Source organism: Pseudovibrio sp. Alg231-02, from assembly GCF_900143565.1.
In the GTDB taxonomy this organism is placed as follows: Bacteria; Pseudomonadota; Alphaproteobacteria; order Rhizobiales; family Stappiaceae; genus Pseudovibrio.
Window position 1 is genome coordinate 1 of the sequence record NZ_FREX01000001.1, and the last position, 22,484, is coordinate 22,484.

Annotated in this window: 13 protein-coding genes and 1 pseudogene; 10 read left to right on the forward strand and 4 right to left on the reverse strand. The window is 49.3% G+C overall.

The window, feature by feature from the left end; all coding sequences use genetic code 11:
• Positions 1 to 184: 184 nt before the first annotated feature.
• Positions 185 to 5,200, forward strand: a complete 5,016-nt coding sequence (locus DHN43_RS00005) for an autotransporter domain-containing protein (RefSeq protein WP_159096762.1) — start codon at positions 185 to 187, stop codon at positions 5,198 to 5,200.
• 269 nt (positions 5,201 to 5,469) lie between these two features.
• Positions 5,470 to 7,926 carry a hypothetical protein gene (locus DHN43_RS00010; protein WP_108817313.1) on the forward strand — a complete coding sequence of 819 codons (2,457 nt, stop codon included), beginning with the start codon at positions 5,470 to 5,472 and terminating at the stop codon, positions 7,924 to 7,926.
• Positions 7,927 to 8,851: 925 nt separating this feature from the next.
• Here DHN43_RS00010 and DHN43_RS00015 read toward each other — a convergent pair.
• From DHN43_RS00015 to DHN43_RS26990, 3 genes and pseudogenes are all read right to left on the reverse strand, one after another.
• Positions 8,852 to 10,123 (reverse strand): GMC oxidoreductase, encoded by a 1,272-nt coding sequence (locus tag DHN43_RS00015; RefSeq protein ID WP_244306630.1) that lies wholly within the window; start codon positions 10,121 to 10,123, stop codon positions 8,852 to 8,854.
• Positions 10,124 to 10,381: 258 nt separating this feature from the next.
• Positions 10,382 to 10,501: pseudogene (locus tag DHN43_RS27505) on the reverse strand (NAD(P)-binding protein); the annotation flags it as partial.
• On the reverse strand, positions 10,492 to 11,004 hold the full coding sequence (locus tag DHN43_RS26990) for a hypothetical protein (RefSeq protein WP_159096763.1): 513 nt from the start codon (positions 11,002 to 11,004) through the stop codon (positions 10,492 to 10,494). The pseudogene DHN43_RS27505 and the gene DHN43_RS26990, both read right to left, overlap by 10 nt.
• Positions 11,005 to 11,501: 497 nt before the next feature.
• Here DHN43_RS26990 and DHN43_RS00020 point away from each other — a divergent pair, with 497 nt between their 5' ends.
• The 7 genes from DHN43_RS00020 (at position 11,502) to DHN43_RS00050 (ending at position 19,482) form a co-directional block, all read left to right on the forward strand.
• Positions 11,502 to 14,945, forward strand: a complete 3,444-nt coding sequence (locus DHN43_RS00020) for an autotransporter domain-containing protein (protein ID WP_108817315.1) — start codon at positions 11,502 to 11,504, stop codon at positions 14,943 to 14,945.
• A 377-nt stretch (positions 14,946 to 15,322) separates the two neighbouring features.
• Complete coding sequence (locus DHN43_RS00025; protein ID WP_108817316.1) at positions 15,323 to 15,661, forward strand: hypothetical protein; 339 nt, start codon at positions 15,323 to 15,325, stop codon at positions 15,659 to 15,661.
• A 3-nt stretch (positions 15,662 to 15,664) separates the two neighbouring features.
• Positions 15,665 to 15,850 carry a hypothetical protein gene (locus DHN43_RS00030; RefSeq protein ID WP_108817317.1) on the forward strand — a complete coding sequence of 62 codons (186 nt, stop codon included), beginning with the start codon at positions 15,665 to 15,667 and terminating at the stop codon, positions 15,848 to 15,850.
• A gap of 566 nt (positions 15,851 to 16,416) precedes the next feature.
• Positions 16,417 to 17,031: a recombinase family protein gene (locus DHN43_RS00035; RefSeq protein WP_159096764.1), complete on the forward strand. Its 615-nt coding sequence runs from the start codon at positions 16,417 to 16,419 to the stop codon at positions 17,029 to 17,031.
• Positions 17,032 to 17,546: 515 nt separating this feature from the next.
• Positions 17,547 to 18,416, forward strand: a complete 870-nt coding sequence (locus DHN43_RS00040; RefSeq protein ID WP_199914755.1) for a hypothetical protein — start codon at positions 17,547 to 17,549, stop codon at positions 18,414 to 18,416.
• 39 nt (positions 18,417 to 18,455) lie between these two features.
• A complete protein-coding gene (locus DHN43_RS00045; protein ID WP_108817319.1) occupies positions 18,456 to 18,911 on the forward strand; it encodes a hypothetical protein in 456 nt (151 codons plus the stop codon).
• 22 nt (positions 18,912 to 18,933) lie between these two features.
• Positions 18,934 to 19,482, forward strand: coding sequence for a DUF5983 family protein (locus DHN43_RS00050; protein ID WP_108817320.1), 549 nt, complete (start codon positions 18,934 to 18,936; stop codon positions 19,480 to 19,482).
• 52 nt (positions 19,483 to 19,534) lie between these two features.
• On the opposite strand, the gene DHN43_RS00055 is transcribed toward DHN43_RS00050, so the two are convergent.
• Positions 19,535 to 19,732, reverse strand: a complete 198-nt coding sequence (locus DHN43_RS00055; protein ID WP_108817321.1) for a hypothetical protein — start codon at positions 19,730 to 19,732, stop codon at positions 19,535 to 19,537.
• 184 nt (positions 19,733 to 19,916) lie between these two features.
• Between DHN43_RS00055 and DHN43_RS00060 the strand changes: the two genes are divergently transcribed.
• Positions 19,917 to 20,690, forward strand: coding sequence for a hypothetical protein (locus DHN43_RS00060; RefSeq protein WP_108817322.1), 774 nt, complete (start codon positions 19,917 to 19,919; stop codon positions 20,688 to 20,690).
• Positions 20,691 to 22,484 lie beyond the last annotated feature (1,794 nt).

The following is a 22,484-nucleotide window of genomic DNA, read 5'->3' on the forward strand; positions in this document are numbered from 1 at the left end:
TTCCTGAGCAGGTCACCGATAAGTTCCGCGTCATTTCACGTCAAAACGATCAGGTTTTGAAGTGAGATGGGTACATCAAAGATTTTGAACCAAGAGTTCTGATATCCGTATGACGACTTCCCCTACGAGAACATGTTTTGAGCACTTTCTGAACCATCTGCGGCGCGGTGGGCGTATAACCAAAATGGCTGGCACTACAGCAAGTCGAGCGCCTTATCTTGCCGCTGCGCTAATTGCATCAGGGCCTTTGGTGTTGTCTGGAGAAACCGCCGACGCCCTCATAATGACTTGGGACGGGAGCACATCGACCGATTGGTTTACAGGCAGTAACTGGGATCGCAATACTGCCCCGAATAGCTCGCAAGATGTTCAGATCAACACTACGACACCCAATCCGGTCACCGTTACAGACAAAACCACCAACGGAACTGCTCAAGCGAAACTTCTATCGGTCGGCTATGCAGGCGATGGCTCTCTGACGATATCCGATGGTGGCGAGATGAGTAATACCCATACCTATATCGGTCATTTCAACGGCTTAGTCGGCAGTGTTGAAGTGACCGGTACCGGATCAACCTTGGTCAGTTCAGAGACGCTATCACTCGGCTATGCAGGCGATGGCTCTCTGACGATATCCGATGGTGGTATGGTGAGTAACATGACGGGCATTATTGCCGGTTTCAGCGGCGCAACCGGCACTGCTGAGGTGACTGGCACTGGGTCAACCTGGAGCAATTCGGGCAATCTGATTGTCGGTAGCAGCGGCGATGGTACTCTGACGATTTCAGAGGATGCAATAGTGAGCGTGTCCGGTGTGACCCGGCTGGGCTCTGACTCACCAGGTTCTGGCGTTTTGAACATCGGTGCTGCAGCTGGGGATGCTGCGGTGGGGGCGGGAGAGCTCAACACAGCAAAGGTAATCTTTGGTCCAGGAACAGGTACTATCAACTTCAACCACACGGATAGTGACTACACCTTCTCCGCAGATATCAGCGGGACTGGCAGTGTCAATCAGCTTTCGGGCACCACGATCCTGACAGGGACCAACACTTACACCGGCGAAACGATTGTGTCTGGCGGTACGTTGAAGTTGCGCGGCGGGAGTGTTTTGACCGATACTGCAGCGCTGAGGGTCGGCTATGCCGGCACCGGCGCATTAACCATTGCAGAGGGCAGTGAGGTCAACAGTGGATATCTGAATATTGGCCGTGTGTCGGGCAGCGTGACTGTGACGGGTTCAGGATCTTCGTTAGATGTTGCTGCTATCTCAATAATTGGCTTGAATGGGACCGGAGCGCTGACCATTTCCGACGGCGGTAAGGTTACCAATGGTCTGAACAGCATCATAGGTGGACTAGATGCCACAGGTGCCGTGACTGTGACGGATGACGGATCCGTCTGGGAGTCAGGCCCTCTTTTGGTCGGCCAGTATGGTGCCGGCTCCCTAAAAATAGAGAATGGCGGCAAGGTTACTTCTGATAGCACCACCATTGGCTTCAACCGCGCCAGCTTCAGTGGGGCCAGTTCGGGTATTGTTACAGTGACGGGCGAAGGCTCCGCTTGGGAAAGCAGTGATCGTATTAAAGTCGGAGATAGAGCGCCCGGGACGCTGACGATAGCAGATGGCGCTATCGTGGATGTAGATGGTGATGTCGTGCTGGCCTTCGGCGCTGTTTCTCAAGGCACACTCAATATCGGCGCCGCGGCAGGTGAGACGGCTGTGAAGGCAGGCACCCTTGATACAGAGGCAGTGATATTTGGCGAGGGTACCGGGGTGATCAACTTTAACCACACGGATACCGCTTACGTGTTCGCTCCAAAAATCATAGGAGACGGCGGGGTTAACCAGCTATCGGGCACCACGACCCTGACCGGTGCCAACACCTATACCGGCGGCACTACCGTTTCAGGAGGCAAATTGGTTGTTGATGGCACCATTGGCGATGTTATAGTCAATGGCGGTAGCCTTGGCGGCTCGGGCACGATCAACGGTTCGGCAACAATCACAAGCGGAACGATTGCTGCAGGCAACAGCCCTGGCACACTGACCATCGACGGCGACCTCAATCTTACTTCCGCCTCAGTTCTGGATTTCGAGCTTGGATCTCCTTCCGGCACATCGGGCGTGGACAATGACCTCATCGCCGTTGGCGGTGACCTGACGCTGGATGGATCGCTCAATGTCACTGATGCGGGTGGCTTTGACGCCGGGGTGTATAACCTGATCACTTATCGCGGCAGTTTGACTGATAACGGTCTGGTGGTGGGCACCGCGCCCACAGGCTTCCTTTACAACGTGCAGACTGCAACAGTCGGACAGGTCAACCTTCTGGTGAACCCAGACCAGCTGAGCTTCTGGAATGGCGTGGTAACAAGTGCTGATGGAACCGTTCATGGTGGTTCTGGTAGCTGGAGCAGTGCCGGGAGCAACTGGACCGATGCCACCGGTTCAGCAAGTGCACCTTATCAACCGGATAGCACGCTGATTTTCCAGGGAACACCGGGCACAGTCGCGGTGGATAGCGCCGGGGTTTCGGTTTCCAAAGGCATGCAGTTTGCCGTGGACGGCTACAGCGTAACTGGCGGAGATGTGGCTCTGAATGCTCGTTCTCAGTTTGATAACATTTCTTTCAGGGTCGGGAACGGAACCAACTTGGGCACCGGTTTCACCTCAACCATTGCTTCCAACCTGACCGGGACTGGATCACTGCAAAAAACGGGTCTTGGAACTCTCGTCTTGATGGGTGACAACACCTACAACGGCAGCACCACTGTTTCAGAAGGAGTACTGGAGTTCAGGGATGGTGCTACCCTCAGTGAAGGCCAATTTTTTCGCGTTGGCGGTTCTGCAACAGCATCTCTGATCATTGCAGATGGCAGCGATGTTTCTGCAAGAATATATACCTTTGTCGCTACGGGCGCCGGTTCGTCTGGAGCTGTAACGGTAACAGGCCCTGGTACACGTTTTCAAGCTGGGAGTACTTTTGGCATTGGGTACGATGGAAACGGAACCCTGAGTATCTTGGAGGGCGGTTTAGTTTCCGGCATTTATGGCAATATCGGCTCGTATGCAGGCTCCACCGGAACAGTGGAGGTGACTGGAGAAGGGTCGCATTGGAAGAACAATTTCGGTTTGGATACACAAGGTATCAGTCTTGCCGTGGGACGTGACGGGACCGGAACTCTGACCATTGCCGAAGGTGGTCGGGTGACCAGTCAAAAAGGGGTTATCGGTTCTGGAGCTGGTTCTTCGGGGGACGTAGTCGTGACCGGAGATGGGTCTCTCTGGGGAAACAGCCACTATATGAACATCGGAATGTTCGGAAGGGGTACCCTGACGATCTCAGATGGTGGCGTGGTTGAAGTAGAGAACAGCGTTCATCTGGGCAGACAGACAGGTTCCAGTGGTACGCTCAACATTGGTGCTGCTGCAGGTGACCTGGCTCAGGCAGCAGGTGTTTTAGATGCCGCAGCGGTTAAAGTTGGTGATGGTACCGGGGTGATCAACTTCAACCATACGGATACTGACTACACCTTCTCACATGCGATCTCGGGAGGTGGTACTGTCAATCAGCTTGCCGGCACCACGATCCTGACCGGCACCAACACCTATACTGGTGGCACCACTGTTTCAGGTGGCGAGCTGGTTGTTAATGGCACCATTGGTGATGTTACAGTCAACGGCGGTAGCCTTGGCGGGTCAGGGACTGTAGGGGCTGTTGCTTTCCATTCAGGTGCCGTAATCGCTCCGGGAAACTCCATCGGGACTCTGAATGCGACTTCTCTTGTTTTCAATAGTGGTTCAACCTTTGAAGTTGAGTTGAACGATGGGGGCAATGCAGCAGGCATCAACAACGATCTGCTGGCTGCCAGCGGTACCGTGACAATCAATGGCGGAACGGTGCATGTTAAGCCGGAGAACGGAACCGACGATGGTTCAACCTACGCTGCAAATACGGTCTATACGATTATGAGCGCTGTAGGGGGCGTCTCCGGAACATTTGATTCATCCACCCCAACAGATGACTTCGCATTCCTTGATTTCGCTCTGTCATACGATGCCAACAACGTTTATCTGAGTTCCCAAATGGCATCCAGCACGTTCTGCATGCCCGGGATGAGTGCTAATCAGTGCTCTACAGGTGAAGGTACGTTCTCACTTGGCAGTGGGCCTTTATACAACGCGGTGCTCAACCTTTCAGGTGAAGAGGCACCGCAGGCGCTTGATCACCTTTCTGGTGAAGTACACGCTTCGATCAGGACAGCGCTGCTTGAGGACAGCCGCTTTGCACGCGAAGCAGCGTTGAACCGTATGCGTATTGCAACGGGAGCTGTGGCCGCCGACGGACAGGCACAGGCTGAAAAACGTATCAGCGAGAGCGCCTCTTTCTGGGGGCACGGCTTTGGCGCCTGGGGGAGCTGGAGTGGAAACCACAACACTGCAGGGCTTGATCGCTCGGTCGGCGGGTTGTTTGTGGGAGGCGATGTCCTGATCGGTGATAATACCCGTCTTGGAGCTTTTGGCGGTTACGATGATAGCAGGTTAGAGGTGAATGGCAGAAGGTCCTCTGCAACAGTAGATACAGTGTATTTGGGTGCCTATGGTGGAGCTCAGTTTGATGCTCTGGGGCTCCGTGTTGGTGGCAGCTATGCATGGCATGATATCGACACAGCACGCTCGGTTGCTTTTACTGGCCTCTCTGAAAACCTGGCTGGTTCCTATGATGCGCGCACTGCTCAGTTCTTTGGTGAGGTGGGATATCGGTTTGATCACAACACGAGCAGTCTGGAACCTTTTGCCAATGTGTCCTACGTCCGCTTATCTAGCGACGGGTACTCTGAAACCGGCGGCACAGCGGCTCTGACGGCTGGTCACGAAACCATAGATAGCACCTTTACCACTATCGGGTTGCGAGTAGCAACCCTAGCTGACCTTGGTGAGTTCAACGCGAAGCTTTCAGCTCAAGCCGCTTGGCAGCATGCGTTCGGCGACAAGGAGCCGTTTGCCAGCCATGCCTTTAATGGTGGAAGTACCTTCTCTGTCGCGGGTGCGCCGGTTGCCAAAGATGCCCTGGTGCTTGATGTGGGCGCAGCAGTTGACCTGGGAGAGGATGTAGCCATTGGATTGTCCTACAATGGTCGGTTCGGTTCTGGGCTCACCGATCAGGGGCTCAGGGCAAACCTTACCTTGCGTTTCTGATCATCTTTGAGCTTCCATCACCGCACAGACCATCACGCCGCTGTCCGCAATCGACAGCGGCGGGCAAAACTTCTTAAAACAGAACGAGAATTAAAATGCGATATCCTTGCATGAGACGCATGGCGATTGGACTGTTCCCTGCGCACTTACCTCATCACACGATGGCCACAGCATCTGTTCTCGTAACCAATGATAGCAATGTGTCACAGCACTTAGCCAAATAACGACATTATTTCGATGGCAGCGTATTAACATTAGGGAGAGAGCCTATGCAAAAAGACCACCGCATTCGCTTAGAAATCACCAATAACACCTCATCCATTTTCACTTTTGAGCAAGCTCACTTAGAATATGGTCAACTCGCAGATGATAACGAGTGGCCAAAAGAAATAACTACTGATGGTGGCCAAGTAACCGTCGAGTGTGATGAGGCGAACAGGTCTGTCGCAGGGTGCGCTGGCTGGGTAAAATACAAATCTGCGTCGCCTGAAAACCCTATCAGCATCTATTTCACATTCGCCAATCCGATTGGGAACGTGAACAAAATCGATGCCGGCACAAGCGATCAGATATACGAAACCATGACTTCTCAGTTCCTGCCGGTGCAGAGAGTTTTCCCAACCGAAGGTTCCGAGGGGCACTATTGGATGGTGGATGCATCCAGTACAGATGGAAAAACCAACGAAGCAAGATTTGTGATTGAAAGCGGTGATACGACGGAAATTATTCCGGAGAACCTACAGCTGGTAAATGCAGCTGCTACTTTTGACAGTGTCAATGCAAACTCCGGCGGGACTGGCTACTATTTGACCATCCACACTTCGATCTACTCACATTTTAAAGGAGTTGGCGCTTTTGGATCAAAGTTAATCTTCACACACACAGACGTACTGCTTCCCCATCAGCAAGGTACATATATGATTGGAGATAAAATCCAAAAAAAACATGGTGGCAGCTCAACAATTAAAGCAACTTATAATACCGAACATGATCCCGCATGGGGTCATCCAGGAGGTGTTCAAGTATGCGGTAGCTATATGGCACTTGCTCTGGAGAAAAGTGACAAACATAACACCTGCTCAGAAGTACAAATCTACGATGTCCGCCCCACGGCAAAAAACAAACCGATGAAACTTCTGACCACGATCCCGAGAGACGATAGCGGGGTAAATGGCGCAGGGATGACGAAAGAAAAGTCAGTAGGTGATGAAAAAGGGAAATACATTGTCATTGCAGGGGATAGCCCAGGGCTAAGCGTCTATCGATCTAAAACAGCTGAAATTAGTACACAACCCGACCAGTTTGATCTCATTCAGTTGATTTCAAAAAAAGATCTTCCTGACACATTTAGTCCGGAGGGTGGCTTCGCTCTCGCGACACAGGAAGATGGCCAGCTCTTTATTTTCACGATGCACGGCACCGATAGAAGTTTTGGTTTATATCGGCTCCAGATTGAAGGAGATCATAACGCAACTGTAACGCAAGTTCGTGCTCCAATACTATTGGAAACTGGCCCCTCCTCATCAGCCGACACGGAAGCAAGATACGACGATATGTCAGGTGCTATCAGCTTAGCTGGTCTCAAAGCGAACTATATGCCAGGTGTGGATATGATGTCACCGTCTGACCTGGGCGCCAATTTCAGATGGGGAAAGGGTCTTCAGATTACATCATCCACCAGTATTGAAATTTTTGCAACATCCAGAAGTGCTTTCCCATATCCGCCTTTCTTCCCTGGAGTGTTTTCAGTCGCGACTTGGAAGGCGGACACCGCTATCGATGCTGTCTGGTGGCCTAGCATTTATTACACTACAGGCTCCTCGGTGGCGATCGCTACAGATTACAACTCAGGCTGCCTGGAAATGAACCGTGGCTCCGGCGGAAACAGCAACAAACTTTACTACCGAGTAGGAAGGGCACATTTCTCCGACAATCGTATCGACTTTGGAAACGGTATATATTTTACAAGCAGCTCCGACTTTGCCGTATCTATGGATAATAAAGACCACTGTATCTGTGTACATAGGGAAAGTGGGAGTGGCAATAAGCTATATTATGCCGTTGGACTTGCGGATATAGGTGCCAAGACAGTCAATTGGGGCAATAATCAAAATTACACCACCGGGACCAAGGTCGCAGTCGCCATGGATAATCATGGTAACTGCGTTGAGCTACACACCGGTAGCGGCGACGACAAAAACAATCTCTACTACATGGTTGGGATCGTTAACTCCACTGCAAAGACAATACATTGGGGAGATAGCGACAAGTATGACACGGGCGCTGACATTGCCATCGCAATGGATGATCATGGTAATTGTGTAGAGACACATAGAGGCAACCCGGCTTCTGGTAACGACGATAAACTTTACTACCGCGTTGGCAGAATAGACTTCAGCAAGAAGACCATAATTTGGGGTGATAGTATCCAATACGATTCAGGCTCAGATCACTCAGTAGCGATGGACAATAGTGGTAATTGTGTGGAGGTTCATCGAGGTCGCGGTAGCAGCGTTGACCTATACTACCGTACTGGAAAAATACAATTTGAGAAAAAAAAGATAGACTGGAGTGAAAGTAAGAAATACGACCATGGCTCTAATCTTGCTGTAACCATGGATAATAATGGCCACCTTATAGAAGTGCACAGGCATTCGGAAGGTGGCGATGACAGCAATAAGCTATACTACAAAATTGGTTTGCCGGATCTGGACCCCGCTGACTAAGCTCTTCCCTTGCAAAGCACAGCGTACTTCAAACTCCCCGTAGTGACGGGGAGTTTGGTATATGAGCGGCGATATGTGCGATGAAAAATGAGCAATCATAGAAAAGCTGTATACGTCCGCTGTACCCGACCTATAAACTAGGGATAGATGTTGGAGAGTAATAAACTTTCATTCTGACAAGCAGACAAAGCGGCAGAAGTCTGCCGATACGAGCGACTTATTAAATGCATACTGGTCGCAACACACATTCTCACAACAACAGCTTTTTGAGGATTAAAGATTCATACCAAAGGGCCTCTGCAGACTTTGACCGGAACACAGGGCTTCGCGGGTGCAGCAAATAGCTTGTGACCAATTGTGGACGTTCAACTTATATCTAAGTGCTTCCGAACAGAGCATGACTTCAACTATGGGTCGATTCTAGTCTGCTTGTTACTGAGTGATCTAAGTTGCCATTTCTGCAGGCCTAGGCATTTACAATCCCAAAGTTATGTTACTGCTGAGTGTTATCATGTTCGATGGGCGAGGAAATGTGAGCGTTCTTTCCAAAAAATAATTTTCCAAAGCAATGCCCCCGATCCGTGCATGCAATCGCTAGATATCGATTTCGGGCTCCTGCTTGACCTGTTTGTCAGCTCCAACAACATTTGGCATTGCACCAAGAGCCTGCTCTTTCTATTGTTTGATCTGGTTCGCGTGCATATCAAAGTCCGGAGCTAACTCGCTCAAGATCTTCTCACCGTGAATAGCAGCAAGGCAATTTTCGCTTTAAGGACCGGGTTATGATTCCGACGGGAGACGCCTGCTTAAGGTGTTCTCCTGTTCACAGCATAATGCCCGTTTCAGAAGCAAGATCCACTTAACTCAACTGGCTGAAAAACATAGGCCAGCTCTAACAATGCCAAGTTGCTCTTTGCGCACAACGTTACTCGTGATTGTGATAATACTGGTCGACAGATCGAATTGCCAACGCCTGAATGGTAAGTGAAGGGGCTTCACCGCCACCGGAACTTGGAAAAATGCTAGCGTCTGTAATCAGCATGTTGGGGTGGTCGTGGCTACGCCCACTTTGATCCACCACAGAGTTGAGCGGATCACTCCCCATGCGACAAGTGCCAAAGACATGTGTCGAGGAAAAGAAGTCATAGGTCCCTTGCTCCAACCGCAGTTGCTTGACACCCGCCTTTGCGATCAGCCTACGACACGTACTTGCCATGAAATTTAACCGCTTTATTTCATTCTCTCCTAACTTAGCATGGATGCGTGGTATTGGAATGCCATTTTGATCAGTCTCACTTGGATGAAGGTCTATGAAAGTTTCGCTATTGGGCAGGCTCTCACCAATTGCAGAAACTGCAACGGCTTTTCCGAAGTACTTGTGCAGTTGTGCTTTAGCCTCGTGGCTATGCCCTGAGATAAGATGCTGCATATAGGCTATCGGCCCAGTTAAACCCAGATCCTGTACAGAAGAGGTAAAACGGCAACCACCTATAACATCACGAATTGCATCAGGAGCATTAAAGTCCCAGCAGATAGCATCAGCAGGCAAGCCCATATGCGTGTTTGCGATGTCCTCTGCAAACCCTGCAGCAGACCAGGCAATGAGTTCCATAAAGTTTTTGCCAACCTGACCAGAAGAGTTAGCAAGCTGCGAATGAAGCAACAAACGAGGTGTTTGGACTGCACCTGCAGCAAGCACCACTAAGCCTGCTTCAATTACTTCATATTTGCCGTTGTTTGCAAAACGTATTGTTTTGATGTGTCCTGTATCATCTGCCTCCATGCGAATGACGCTGCTCAAGGGCTTAATGGTAACACAATTGCTTTGCTCTGCTTGCCGAATGAATGTGACATCAGAAGACCCTTTGTCACCGAGAGGACATCCTCTGCTACAATTTCCGCAATAGTTGCATTGTGGCCGGTTCTCATAAGGGATTGAAAGAGCCGCTCGACTATTGGCCTGCCAATGCATGCCAAGTTTTGCTCCTGCCTCCACTAGCCTTGTTGCAGCTGGGCTAAAAAGATGGGCAGGTAACGGGAAGGCTGAAGACCTCCAACACTCCTTCTGGTTTTCTGAACCTGCTACGCCAAGTACCTTTTCCGCAATGACGTAATAAGGCTCCAAGTCATCATAAGTGAGAGGCCAATCAGCACCAACTCCAAAGTCACTAGCCATACTAAAAGAACGAGCGTTCAATCTATGTGCCTCACCGACAAAATGTAGTGTACTCCCTCCAATACCCTGTACATGTTCATAACCGGAGCCAAGTGGCCGGCGAGTGTTCCCGGCTGAGAGGCGGCCTTTTACCGTGTTCCAACTGAAAAGATGTTTGTTTTGCTCTGATACGCGCCCAAGATCCCCAAAGGATACCTGCCCACGACTCCCTGTTTTGTTTGGAAAGTTATGGCGCTCCCAATCGGGTTGCATAAGTTTGTAGTCAGCAGTCGGATTAAATCTAGGGCCAGCATCCAGCAGAAGCACTGTTTTGCCGTGGTGTGCAAGTCGCCAAGCAGCAGCCCCGCCACCTGCACCTGCGCCAATGACGATTGCATCATAAGATTGCTTTAAGTCCATGGCGGCGGATAGCCTCTCGGTTGCGGTGCTTCATTCATGGATAGGTGAACACGGGTCTGCGGATTTGCATAATAAAAGTAATACGCAAGGTTTCGTGCAACACCATAAAAAATCACATGCGGGAGTAGTTGGTCACTTTGGGCTAACTGATGTAATAGCTGTTGCTGCTGTGCCGAACGCAAACTCAGAAAGGGCATTGGCTTGAGATCACCTAGCCACTTACAAGTACTTACCATTATTTCACGAAACTTAGAGTAACTTTCTGCGATTATTAGAAATTCATAATGTAGATCAAGGTCTGTTGCTGAGGGGCCAAATTCGTCAGCTGGAATAATGGCATTTAAGAAAGATGCAAGTGTTGAACTGTCATGTGCAGTTATTTGGTGTTGCGAAAGGGCTGCCCCTGGCAACGCACAACAAGCTAAAAAGCTTGTAACAAGTTTAAGAGCATCCCTGCGGCGAAGTGAAAAGTAATGCGTTGACGTATTATCGCTCTCTGACACGATTACCTCATTCGAATCCGGTTACTTGGGTTCAATTGAATACGAGTACAAACAAGTATGCGCTTGTATGCTTAGTATATGAACATGCGGCCACTCGTTCTGGTTATAGTAGAAAATTTTGCAATTAAAATTACTGGTAGACATTTCGGAAAGAAGCTCACTTACCAGAATTTAGAACGGTTGAATGTCAATATTTAAAGAGGCGTGGCTACAAGAATTTGATCGTTTTTAAAAATATATGTTGATAACATACAGAAAATAACTCCACCCATTGGCAGTTGTCTGCAGCTCGTTTTTTCTCATACGTGTCAATCCTGCAGCACAACGATCTGATGATTTGCTCTCATGTTTCAAGCTTGATTTTAATCATCTTTTCTTCGGTTTTTTCACCCACTTCATTTCGGAATACTCTTTGAGTACTCGTTTAGACAGAGCGTTACATCTGTTTGCGGCATCCATATTAGAAATGCTGCGTTTTAGAGATTCTGGATATTAAAATGAATTTGAGCGATCTGACAAAGTCACTTTGCATGGGAACGGCATTAACTGGCACAATGCTAATCATCCCTTCCGCATTTGCTGGTGGTGCAATGATTATCGATCATGGCGTTCATGAGATTGTAGGAGGTCTCACCCCAACACGACCAAGCCCTTGGGACCTAGGGAATGACGGCTTGGTGGTCGGATCACTAGGTAATGGTTATGTCACCGTTCAAGATGGAGGTCATCTCAAGACTACCAGTAGTGCTCTCGGAGAATTTCGAGGTTCAGAGGGAGCAATCACTGTTTCGGGGGATGGAGCAACCTGGGAGGATGCCGGAGTTCTCTTCATCGGCCGTGAGGGGACTGGTTCGTTATTGATCGAAGATGGTGGTAGGGTTACTAGTTTAATGAACTACATTGGTGAAGTTTCTGGAGGACTAGGTTCTGTCAGAGTTTCTGGAGATGGTTCGATCTGGGAAGCTGGGGAGTTCATCTCCATTGGCGAGTACGGAGGCAGCGGAGTTCTCCAAGTTTCTGATGGAGGTACTGTAAGAGCTAAAGAGATTTATCTTGGAAGTGCCAATAATACATACCATAACAATCAAAGTGCTGATCTTATTATCGGTGGAGGGTTCATCGAAGATCCTGTAACTGGTGATGTGCTTTTATCACAACCAGTTGCTGCGGGTAGATTGGAAACTGATAAAATAGTTTTCGCGGCACCATCTAGTACGCTTGTTCTGAACCACGTTAATGAAGACTATGAACTCCAGGCCGACTTTAGTGGTCACGGTACGATACTAGCAGCTTCTGGTGTCTCAACGTTATCAGGCAGCAATTTTGATCCCAGCACTTTTGACATTACAAATCATAATCCTGAAAACGTACACTCCATAAATGTGCTCGGCGGTGTTCTGAATATCGAAGGTGCCATTTTGGGTGAGATAGGTACAGTCACCTCATCTTCTCATGACACTGCAACAACTAACGTCACTGGAGATTGGTATAATCTGTCTACTATTGTCGGGATGCCTTTGGCAGTAAACAGTCCGAGCAAAGGTGAGTTGAATGTAACAGAAGGCGGGACTGTTGTGTCCAGGACCACCAATGTCGCATACGGGCCAAAGAGCGAGGGTACCATAAATGTTTCTGGTAAAAATAATGAAACAAACAAAGCGAGCCGATTAATATCTTACTACAGTTTAGATGTAGCCAGTAATACTCCCACTTATGAGGCGGGTAAAGGCAACCTCAAAATTACTGCGGGGGGGCAGGTGGATGTAGGCAATTTTGTCTTTATTGGGGAACGTGCCTACCATAATGAAATTACCAATGTAGTGACAAAAGGCATTGGGGGCGTCAGCGTAGATGGAGAAGGATCGGCTCTGAACGTCGGCGTGCGTTTCCCAGATTATGACCCCTCACAGCACCCAACTTCTATGAAGGTGTATAATGGTTTCTTGTCAGTCTCTAACGGAGCGAGTGTGAACGCACCCTTTATCTCACTTGGTTCTACTAATAGTCATGGCATTTCAACAAGCGGTAAGCTTATCGTAGGTGCGGCTGTCGGTGAGGCCGCCATTGCGCCGGGTTACATAAACATCCAAGATATTTTTTTCGAAAGCAGCAGCAGCGCCCTGATATTTAATCATAATATCATAGGAGATCAGCAGTATGAATTTAGCGCTAATCTAAATGGAAATGATATACATATTGAGCAGTACGCTGGGAACACCTATCTGTCCGGAGATAACTCAGGCGCAGTGGGTACGTTAAGGCTTGAGGGAGGTCTGCTCGCATTTGATAGTGGCCAGTTTAATATTCAAAGTGGAGCAGCTGTTATCGACAGCACGCTCATTGTTGGTACAAGTAGTGATAAAAAGAGCGCCTCTATCGGTTCTGATATTGAACTTGGATCAGGCGGCTTCCTTGGTGGTCATGGCATAATTGCTGGCAGTGTCATTAACAACGGCGGGATAGTTGGTCCTGGTAACTCCATAGGCAATCTGACAGTTGAGCAGAACTATTCGGGCAAGGGTACATTGGAGATTGAAGTTGCTTCAACCCCGGTAGCAGATAGTTTTGATGTAACCGCAGACCAGCTGAAGGTTAATGGGGCTGCTGACTTCAGTCAGACAACCCTCAGCCTTCTGTTTTCTCCACAAGTAGCATCTGGCTGGTCGTTTGACCCCATTGAACCGATGATAATTGTAGATCTTGCAGGTGATGTGCATGCTGCCAATCACGAGTTTATGGCGGTAATGGATGATCTACTCTTCATGGACACCGCCCTCGATTATACGAGCGGAGATGGCAACGATATCGAATTATCTCTGGTCCGTAATGACATCGATTTCGAAGAGCAAGCGATCACGAAAAACCAACGAGCTACTGCGAAAGCGCTCGCAAGCATCAGGAAAGACACCGACCTTTTCAGGTCTGTGGTTATGAACGTTTCAGATGAGGCAACCGCTCGTGAGTTGTTTGAACAATTTTCTGGCGAAGGTAGTGCAAGTATCCGCAATGCATTGTTAGAGGACACGCTTATAATTCGTCAGGCAATCTCTGCACGTACGCAAGCTTCCAAATCTGCCCTCGCCTCAGGAGGCACTCAAAATGCCACGCACGCAGGCTACAGCTTCTGGTCGCAAGGCTATGGCCATTGGGGCAATCAAGACGGAACTGTTGAAGTCTCGGGAGCGACAACAGTTGGAGGCGGACTGCTCATCGGTGTTGATAGTTATGTTTCCTCAGATTTGCAGATTGGCGCCTTAGCTGGATTTGGAAGTTCCTTCACTAAAGTGGGTGATCTTAACACATCTGCAGAGGTGGACAGTTACACCCTCGGTGGTTATGGGGACTACGCTTGGGACAAGCTAAGCGTGAGTGCAGGTCTTATCAATACTTGGAATCAAGCAGCTGTAACCCGTCAGCTTAATGTTAACAATGGCCAACTAAGCGATGAGCTGTCATCCAGACAGAATATAAATGCCTTTCAGGGTTTCGCTGAGGTCGGTTATGGTATCGAGTTTGAAGCCACCAAGCTACAACCATTCATGGGTGCAGCCGTTGTCAATGTTTTCTCTGATGGCTTCACTGAGAGCGGGCAGGTTGCGGCTCTGAAAGCTGAAACTCAGAGCAGTACTATTTATTTTGCGACACTGGGGTTACGCGGACAGACAAGTTTCAATCTGAATGAAACTTCAATTTCAACTTATGGTCTTGTCGCTTGGCAGCACGCTTCAACGGACGGCGTCAAACTTGAACAATCCTTTGTCCAGGGTAGTGATAGCTTCGCCGTTATTGGCTCGCCCTTGGCACAAGATCAAGCGTTGTTAGAAGCTGGGGTTTCCATAGGCTTTGGGCAGGATACGCAACTCGGACTTCACTATGCTGGCCAATTTGCTGCTTCCACTCACAATCATGGCGTGAATGCGCGCTTGGATTGGAAGTTCTAGTGTGATGTCAATCAGATATTGAGAGCGATTTAACCAAACCTGCCTTAGCCAAATAAGGCAGCCCTTCGGGTGGTATTTTGACCACTTTGAAGAAATCTTTCGGTAGAGCTGTGCAGCCAAAAAAGCACCTGTTCGTAGAGATCTCAAAAAATGTCATGCAGACAGAACAACAGCCGGTATTGGCAAAAAAGTGAACACTTTTTGCCATGAGAGATTGCTGCCGCAGATCGAAAAGTTGAAGCACAGTGCTTTGCTTCAAAGTGACACAAAGTCTGGTATCCGGGAAGGACACATCCGTTTACTATATTTTGCAGGATGTATACATCTGAAGTATTCTTGGGCTAATCGCAAGGACAACACCTTCCAAGAGGATAAGAATGCGGGAGTTAGAAGTATTCGATGACGTGAATTTTCGACTTCTTCGTTTAGCAGCTCGGATTAAAACTGAACCGACGAAGAGGCACAAAAATCCACGGTCCCATGAGGTTGTTTCGATCATCAATCAACTGATGAACCAAGGAAATTACGTCGAAGAGTTTGCTCATCTTGAGGATCCGGACGTAAGCTATTACGAGCTACAGCCATGGCTAGAAAAATTCTTGTTAAGGTTAAACTGGCGAGTTCTGAGCAATGAAGAAGAATTTCGTTTTTTAACTGCGCTTTATGCCACCATCGGTAAAACAAGCGACTTGCATGCTTGTTACGCTATAATCTGATGGATGGAAGAAGTTGGTGGCGAACTGGATCACAAACTCAATCAGAAATTCGTGGCTGATAGTATCGGGGCCGAGCGGATCTACGGCTGCTACTACTCTTACTCAGAGATCACCGATGGAGATCTTATCCCTAGCGTAAAAGACCCGACTGCTCATAACTGGGTGTTGGAGGGGGAAATCGTCCAATAACAGTTTTTGCAGATTGGGTAGCCCACCATCCAAATGATTTTGAACGTTGTCGGCCGTTAATGAGGAACTCTTGAGCAATCTTGCAGCATTGTGGCAATAAAAACACACCTGTCTTTTAGCGATGGAAACTATGGCCCTTTTTCGTTTCTAGCGCTCACGTATTTGTGTGCGGTGAAGGGGGCCGAAACAGAGGTTTTATCTTAATCATTAAAACCTGCTGCAACCCTTGATGGAACCGTCTGAAAGTCCGGTTCTGGCCCGACGCATCCTGACGTAGCCATACTCATTTCCAGTTCTCTACGCCGCAGCGAACGTCAGCAAAGTCCAGACTTCAATTATGAAATCGAACTGCGTTGACAGGCAACTTCGGATCATTGGGCGTCATTTCAATATGAGGCTCTATTACTCACAGACCATACCTCTATTTGCTCTATAGTGCCGCAAACGCACTCGGGCATTTAAAATGGATAATGTCGGAAAATAGGTAATTGCAATCTTTTAATACGCACTAATGAAGTGTAGTAAAATATTTGAAATTGATTTTTTCCTACACCTGGGTATTCGAAATGATACGTGGCTATATAAGAACCGACAAAAACGAACACACCAGAGATGACCAGATGGAAGAGTTGCGAGCCGCAAACTGCGAAACCTTCCGTGTTGATGATGGAATTTCGCGGCGCGCCTTCCGGAAGCCTGGGCTTGATAGGCTGATGCAAGAGGCTGTTGCGGGTGATGTGTTGGTGTTTTGCTCTTTGGACCGTATCGCGGAATATCAACGTGATATCGCTGAATTCTTCGCTAAATGTCAAGTGCTCGGCGTTGATGTGGTGGTTCTTCGTGAAGGACTAAACACACTAGAAAACCCTATTGTGTTTCAGGTTATGGCGGCGTTTGTTGGCTTCGCTCGCGGGCTGGATGATGAGCGGCGGGCATTGGCGATTGAGAAGGCGAAGAGGAAGCAGGGGCGACCGTCTAAACTGAACGAAGAGCAGCAGCATGAAGCTGTTGAAATGAAGGCTTCAGGCAAGACCATCTCACAGATAGCGGCAACCTTCAGCGTTTCACGTGCCACGATTTACAGTTTGTTAGAGCCGAAGACAACGACACTCGATGCCTTCGCCAATATCCCCCGTGATGAGTTGCGGGAAATAATGTTTGGGAAGAGGGAGCAAAATTAAGCCCGCCATTCAAATCAGATCAACCCATGATGGAAACGCCCGAAAGTCCGGGGTTGTTTAGGTTTCTATGGCCCTCAGTGTCATAGTTGGCACTATTACTTTGGTTTGATTGGTAATTGGACACGCCCCTGATGGGTCAGGCCAGTCAACGCGCCTCTCGGCGCTTACAGAGCCAAACTACCACACCACTAAGCGCGGCAAAGGAGCCGCGTTGTCTCTTCCAGAGCCACCACAGCACCAAGCCTTGCTAAGTGCCTTAGGCAGTCTGTCTCTGCCATACGGTGACTGTCCTTCGTGCAGGGTTGCACCTTCTTCTTTCTTTTTCTGTCGTTTTGATCTGAGGGGTAGCTGCAAGGGCTCACGCCCTCACGAAAGCTAGTTCGTCGCTCCCCTGCCCACAATCTTCCTCACCTGGCGGCTCCGGGAGATCATGGACAGCCTCTCTTCTCACCAGCTCCCGCACACCCGTTTTTTAGACAGGAAAAATGAAACGGACCTCACAGGGAGCAAGAACAATGGCTAAACTCACCAAAGCAGAAGCAAAGCGCCACGCACAAGCAGTGGACCTCCTTAACAAAGACGTGCTCACCGAGAACGACAAGGATTTTGTTTTTCAAAACTGGCATGAAGGTGCTGAGTTTGAAAACGGCTCCCGTGGTGCGTTTTTCACGCCTTGGGATCTGGCTTTTGATTTCTCATTTGACTGTGGCGGCCACCGGATCATTGATCTTTGTGCCGGCATTGGAATGCTGTCTTTTGCAGTCTACCACCGCTTGAAAGAGCGCAACAGCAGAGCACCGGAAATCGTATGCATTGAACGCAACCCCGCTTATGTGGCCGTTGGAAAGAAACTGCTTCCTGAGGCGACCTGGATTTGTGCTGATGTGTTTGAGTGGGAAGAGCTCAACCTTGGCCGGTTTGATCAGGCGATCAGCAACCCGCCCTTTGGCAAGGTGCCGCGCTCAGGCAATGGCCCAAGCTATAAAGGCGGACTGTTTGAGCACCATGTCATAGATATTGCCTCAAAACTTGCAGATGAGGGGACATTTATCATTCCCCAGAATTCCGCCAGCTTTGCTTATTCTGGGGTGCAGTGCCATCGCCAGACACCAACCAGCGCAGGCGGCAAGTTTGCAGCTAAACAGGGTTTTGAAATGACGGCCGGTGTGGGGATTGATACCGCCGTCTACCGCAAAAGCTGGAAAGGTGTTTCCCCGCTGTGTGAGGTGGCCCTGATCGACTTTTCACCGTGTCCGGTAGAGGAAGTCCAGCTCACTACCACACCAGTTCCAGCACCTCCTGTTGTGCCCGTGGAGCCGGTTTGCCTTCCTCCTCTTGCCGCACTCTCCAACGCGGCCCCAACCGCTCAACTCTCCCTCTTTTGAGGGGGACACGGGGCCAGTTTGAACAGGAGATCTGAGAATATGAAAACGAAGCAAGATGCACCAAACTGGTATTGCGAGGGATGCAAGACGTTCCATTTGCCACAACACGAGCGGCAGGTTGATGATATGGGAGATTACTACTGTGCCAGGGCTTGGAAGCGTCTGACCAACCCGCAAAACACGACCTTTAAGCAACGGGTGAATTATGCGCGGGAAGGGTTCTGCCTTGGAGAAGACAGCCGCGCCTTTGATAATTGCTTTGAAACATATGACGGGGCTTTTGTCGTTACAGCCCTCATGCGCCTTAGTGAAACCGATCCTGAGCTAAAGCAGGCGATTTTGCGCCATATGAGCAAGGCAGGGCTTGCCGAGTGGCAGCAGACAACGGCCAGTCTTGCTCACATCCCAACACACAAGCTCTCCAGTAAGGCAGCGGCCCATCGCCAGCAAGTTGAAGCGAGCCCGACCGGCTACCAGCAGCCAAGCCTTTTCTAACGCACAGATCCAGAGACACCCCATGTACAACTTCACAAAGCCGACTTGCTCTTTAACCGCAATCACCTTTCTGATTGAACTGCATAAAGCAGACTTGATGTTTCACCCGGACGACAGCCCTCAAGGTTGTGATTTTGGCAGAGAGCTTCCATCTTTGATGCTTGAGATGATGGATCAGTACATGGAAGCCACTCATCACTATCTTGAAGACCCAAGTGCGATTGTCTGTGAAATTGATAAGGCACCAGGTCAGCAGCAGGAACAACCTGTGAGCCGGACTTCGAATATCTTATCTGTTCTCGATCTATCGACCGCTCATCTGTCCCCCAAAACGCTTGCAATGCTTAGCGAGAAGACGCCTGAAACCTTCCCGCTCTATGGCGGCAACCTCGTGAACGGATTGTTTATCTCCGCTTGCAGAGACTACGACTACAGCAGCAAGGAGCTTCCCATTGATTTGCTTAGCTGTCTCACGGCTGCATGGGCGCAGGACTGCTCCCACATTCTCTTTGACTGTGATGGGCCGGTTGACGAGAGCCTGTACGTCTACTCTCATGACGGCCCCGAGTAGGTGTGAGGAAAGCGGCAGAGGAGGGGAGCGCAAGCTACCTTTTTCGTTTTGGCTAGCTTTCCAGTTTCAGTGATCTGAGAGCGGGCGATCTGGCTTGCAAACTCTCAGCGGGCTCTGCCGAGCCCACATCGAGCCCGCAATCCATCTCACTCTTGTCTGTCATGGGCTTGCGGCTGGCAAGCGACCGGCGCACCGGCCACATGCCAGCCTTCAGCAAGCAGCACGGCTTTTCTCTTCCATTGTCATCCATGCATGAGGGGCTGCTGCAAGGGCTTCGCCCTCGCGAGAGCTAGATCGTCACTCCCCTGACCACAATCTTCCTCGCCCATGGGCTGCGGGAGAATGTGGACAGCCTCTCTCCTCACTAGCTCACGCTCACCCGCTTTCTTGACGGGGAAAGAGAGACGGACACTACAGACGCGGGAGTAACCCTCATGACCATTCGTAATCTTTTCAAGTTCTTCGCCAATGTCGCTGGCTTTGCCGCACAGGCAAAAACACCAGCTGCAAAATATGCTGCGCTGCTGCCTAGCTTAGATAAGTCTGTCATTGAGGTGTTCATAGATGAAGACGTGATGCCTTTTACAGAATGCTACATTGCATTCCTGTTTCATGAGGGGGAAGTGATCACCATTCACGAAGATGCTCTCGATTTTGAGGGTGCTATTGAGAAGCTAGAAGAGCTGTACGAAGGCGCAGAAATCCTGAGGGTCTACGGCTCTGATCTTGCAATTTATGAGGGCAACCGGTGCATCCAGGCGGGGCAGGTCTTTCTTACTGAAGAGCAGAAAGAGCAGGTGGGTTGGGCTTACCTAGAAGAGGATGAGCCGGATTTGCGCGAAGATTGGCCGCTTTATGTGAAGGATTACGACGACGAGGCTGATGAAGATGAAGAGCCGGAGGAGGTTTTGCTTGAAGGAGAGTTCCAGTGTGAGGTTTCAGTTCTCCAATATGAAGGGCTCGTATATGAGGTTGATGTTGACTTCTTTGAAACACATGTAGCTAAAAGCTTTGCTGAAGTTGTCGCGGGGCTGTCAGAGCGATACGACCATGAGTTTACTTGGTCAGTAAAGGTCCGAGATTGGCAAGGCAACCGCTTCACCCATCGCCATAAGTTAGACCAAACCCGCATAGATGAGCAGCACTTGGCTCATGAAGAGCAATCTCTGAAACGTTGCGAAAATCAAGATGTTCAGTGGTTGATTTAGCAACCGCGAAACTACTGGACCAACTTTCCCATGGGTGCATTGCACATAGCAACTTGAGGGTGCATCTGCTACAAGCAGTTAAGAGTTTTGGGGCTAAAGCAGCGTCGCTGATCCAGCCAGCGTATCGGGAAAGATAGGCTCTCCCGACTGAGGCAACAGCCTTGCCCTAAAACCGGAGAGTGATGAGATGTGGTATCTACCAATTTCTGTCACGCTGAAACTAAAAAAGACTCGGACCAGCTGGACACTGAAACTCCGAGTCTCTTTAAAGTAAGTCAGTAGTTTGGAAGGGGGCTCAGCTCCCTTCCTCTCCGGTATACTACTCCGAGATTTACAAAAAATCAATTAGCACTGCTTTACAGAGCGCCGGTGATTTTGGGCTTGCTCCAACGCTTTCAGTCTGCGCGGGATCTGCCGATCCCACTCCGCCTTCCAGCATTGGCGCTGCGCTCATTTTTTTGCCAACCGTCTGCAAAATTGAGCACTCGGCATCGGCACCCTTGCAGGGCACACGATGCCTCGCACTCAATTTTGCAGATCGGGGCAGGGCGGCGCTATGCAATCGCTCGTTGCACTCACAGATTGCATAACGCCTTGACGCGCAGATCATGCGCAAGCTTGGCAGCTCACACATGCTCCGCGCTACCCCAAAGCTTGCCCAGGTATTGTCGCTAAGCTCTGAAATGATCTTTCGCGAATCTTCACTTTTTCCGCCTCAATGGCTTGCGAGCTGTCAAGCGAGCAATTGATATTTTGCAATTTTCATGCGCCATGCTTCATGCACTTTCGATACTTGATCACGAAATATCATTGCACTTGAAATGTATTTTACCCCTGGCAGTGATTTGCCACTTGACACCATTATTGGCTTTGGGATGTGCAATCGTGCAGATTTCTTCAATCGCGGAGATAAATGCTCAATTTCTGGCTGTTTCTATGAGTTTCCACGAGTTTCCAGGACTTGGTGAAGTGATTTCCAAGAGTTTCCACGAGATCCCAATAGTTTCTACGAGATTCCGCATGTTTCCAAGAGTTTCTATGAGTTTCCACGAGTTTCCAAGAGTGAAAGTTGGCAAGATAGGCTAAGCGGTGCCGCTTAGCGAAAATTCTACGAGTTTGAGCAAACTCGACGAATTGAGCTTATTCGCACTGACGTGCTCAACGGCTTTTTTACTGCGCAAAAACAGAGGATGGATACGGGAATCTAATTGTGGATAACATTAGCGTACAGTTTTAAGGAAATTCTACCAAAACCCCGCAGTTTCCCTTGATACATAAAAATTGAAATAAATCAGAACTATAGTTGTGCCCGATTCTGTGCGGAACCGTGATCGAAATGGGGCTGGTCATAGTTGAGGGAATACGTTATGCACGTTTTACTTGTTGACATAGCTGTGATGCTATGCGGCCCCGGCGGTTATTAAGTACCACCTCATAACCGCTGGGGCCTAGCAAGTACCAAAACAGACTTGGCACTCGCATAAGGAGAACTACAACTTCTAATTTTAGTCGCAGTGAACTCTCATGTTACGAATGGCGTGAGACTTAACGCATTTCCGCATGGAATGCGATGAGTCGAACTGTGTCTAAGCCCTTTATCCAAATATTAAACATCAGGGATACCCGCTTTACCTGCGGGTAAACGAACAATGGCACTTCCGTGGGGAGATGCCCGAACTCAGTTTCAACTTGTGCGTGCGCATGTCGAGGCTGAGATCGGGAGAGGTGTATCTAAACATAGGATCTTTGAGGCCCTTCTTGCTGAAGGAAAGATCTCTATGTCGAGAGCATCTT

Coding starts and splice junctions, on each gene's coding strand:
- DHN43_RS00005 (WP_159096762.1), top strand. CDS start 185: ATGGCTGGCACTACAGCAAGTCGAGCGCCTTATCTTGCCGCTGCGCTA.
- DHN43_RS00010 (WP_108817313.1), top strand. CDS start 5,470: ATGCAAAAAGACCACCGCATTCGCTTAGAAATCACCAATAACACCTCA.
- DHN43_RS00020 (WP_108817315.1), top strand. CDS start 11,502: ATGAATTTGAGCGATCTGACAAAGTCACTTTGCATGGGAACGGCATTA.
- DHN43_RS00025 (WP_108817316.1), top strand. CDS start 15,323: ATGCGGGAGTTAGAAGTATTCGATGACGTGAATTTTCGACTTCTTCGT.
- DHN43_RS00030 (WP_108817317.1), top strand. CDS start 15,665: ATGGAAGAAGTTGGTGGCGAACTGGATCACAAACTCAATCAGAAATTC.
- DHN43_RS00035 (WP_159096764.1), top strand. CDS start 16,417: ATGATACGTGGCTATATAAGAACCGACAAAAACGAACACACCAGAGAT.
- DHN43_RS00040 (WP_199914755.1), top strand. CDS start 17,547: ATGGCTAAACTCACCAAAGCAGAAGCAAAGCGCCACGCACAAGCAGTG.
- DHN43_RS00045 (WP_108817319.1), top strand. CDS start 18,456: ATGAAAACGAAGCAAGATGCACCAAACTGGTATTGCGAGGGATGCAAG.
- DHN43_RS00050 (WP_108817320.1), top strand. CDS start 18,934: ATGTACAACTTCACAAAGCCGACTTGCTCTTTAACCGCAATCACCTTT.
- DHN43_RS00055 (WP_108817321.1), bottom strand. CDS start 19,732: ATGGATGACAATGGAAGAGAAAAGCCGTGCTGCTTGCTGAAGGCTGGC.
- DHN43_RS00060 (WP_108817322.1), top strand. CDS start 19,917: ATGACCATTCGTAATCTTTTCAAGTTCTTCGCCAATGTCGCTGGCTTT.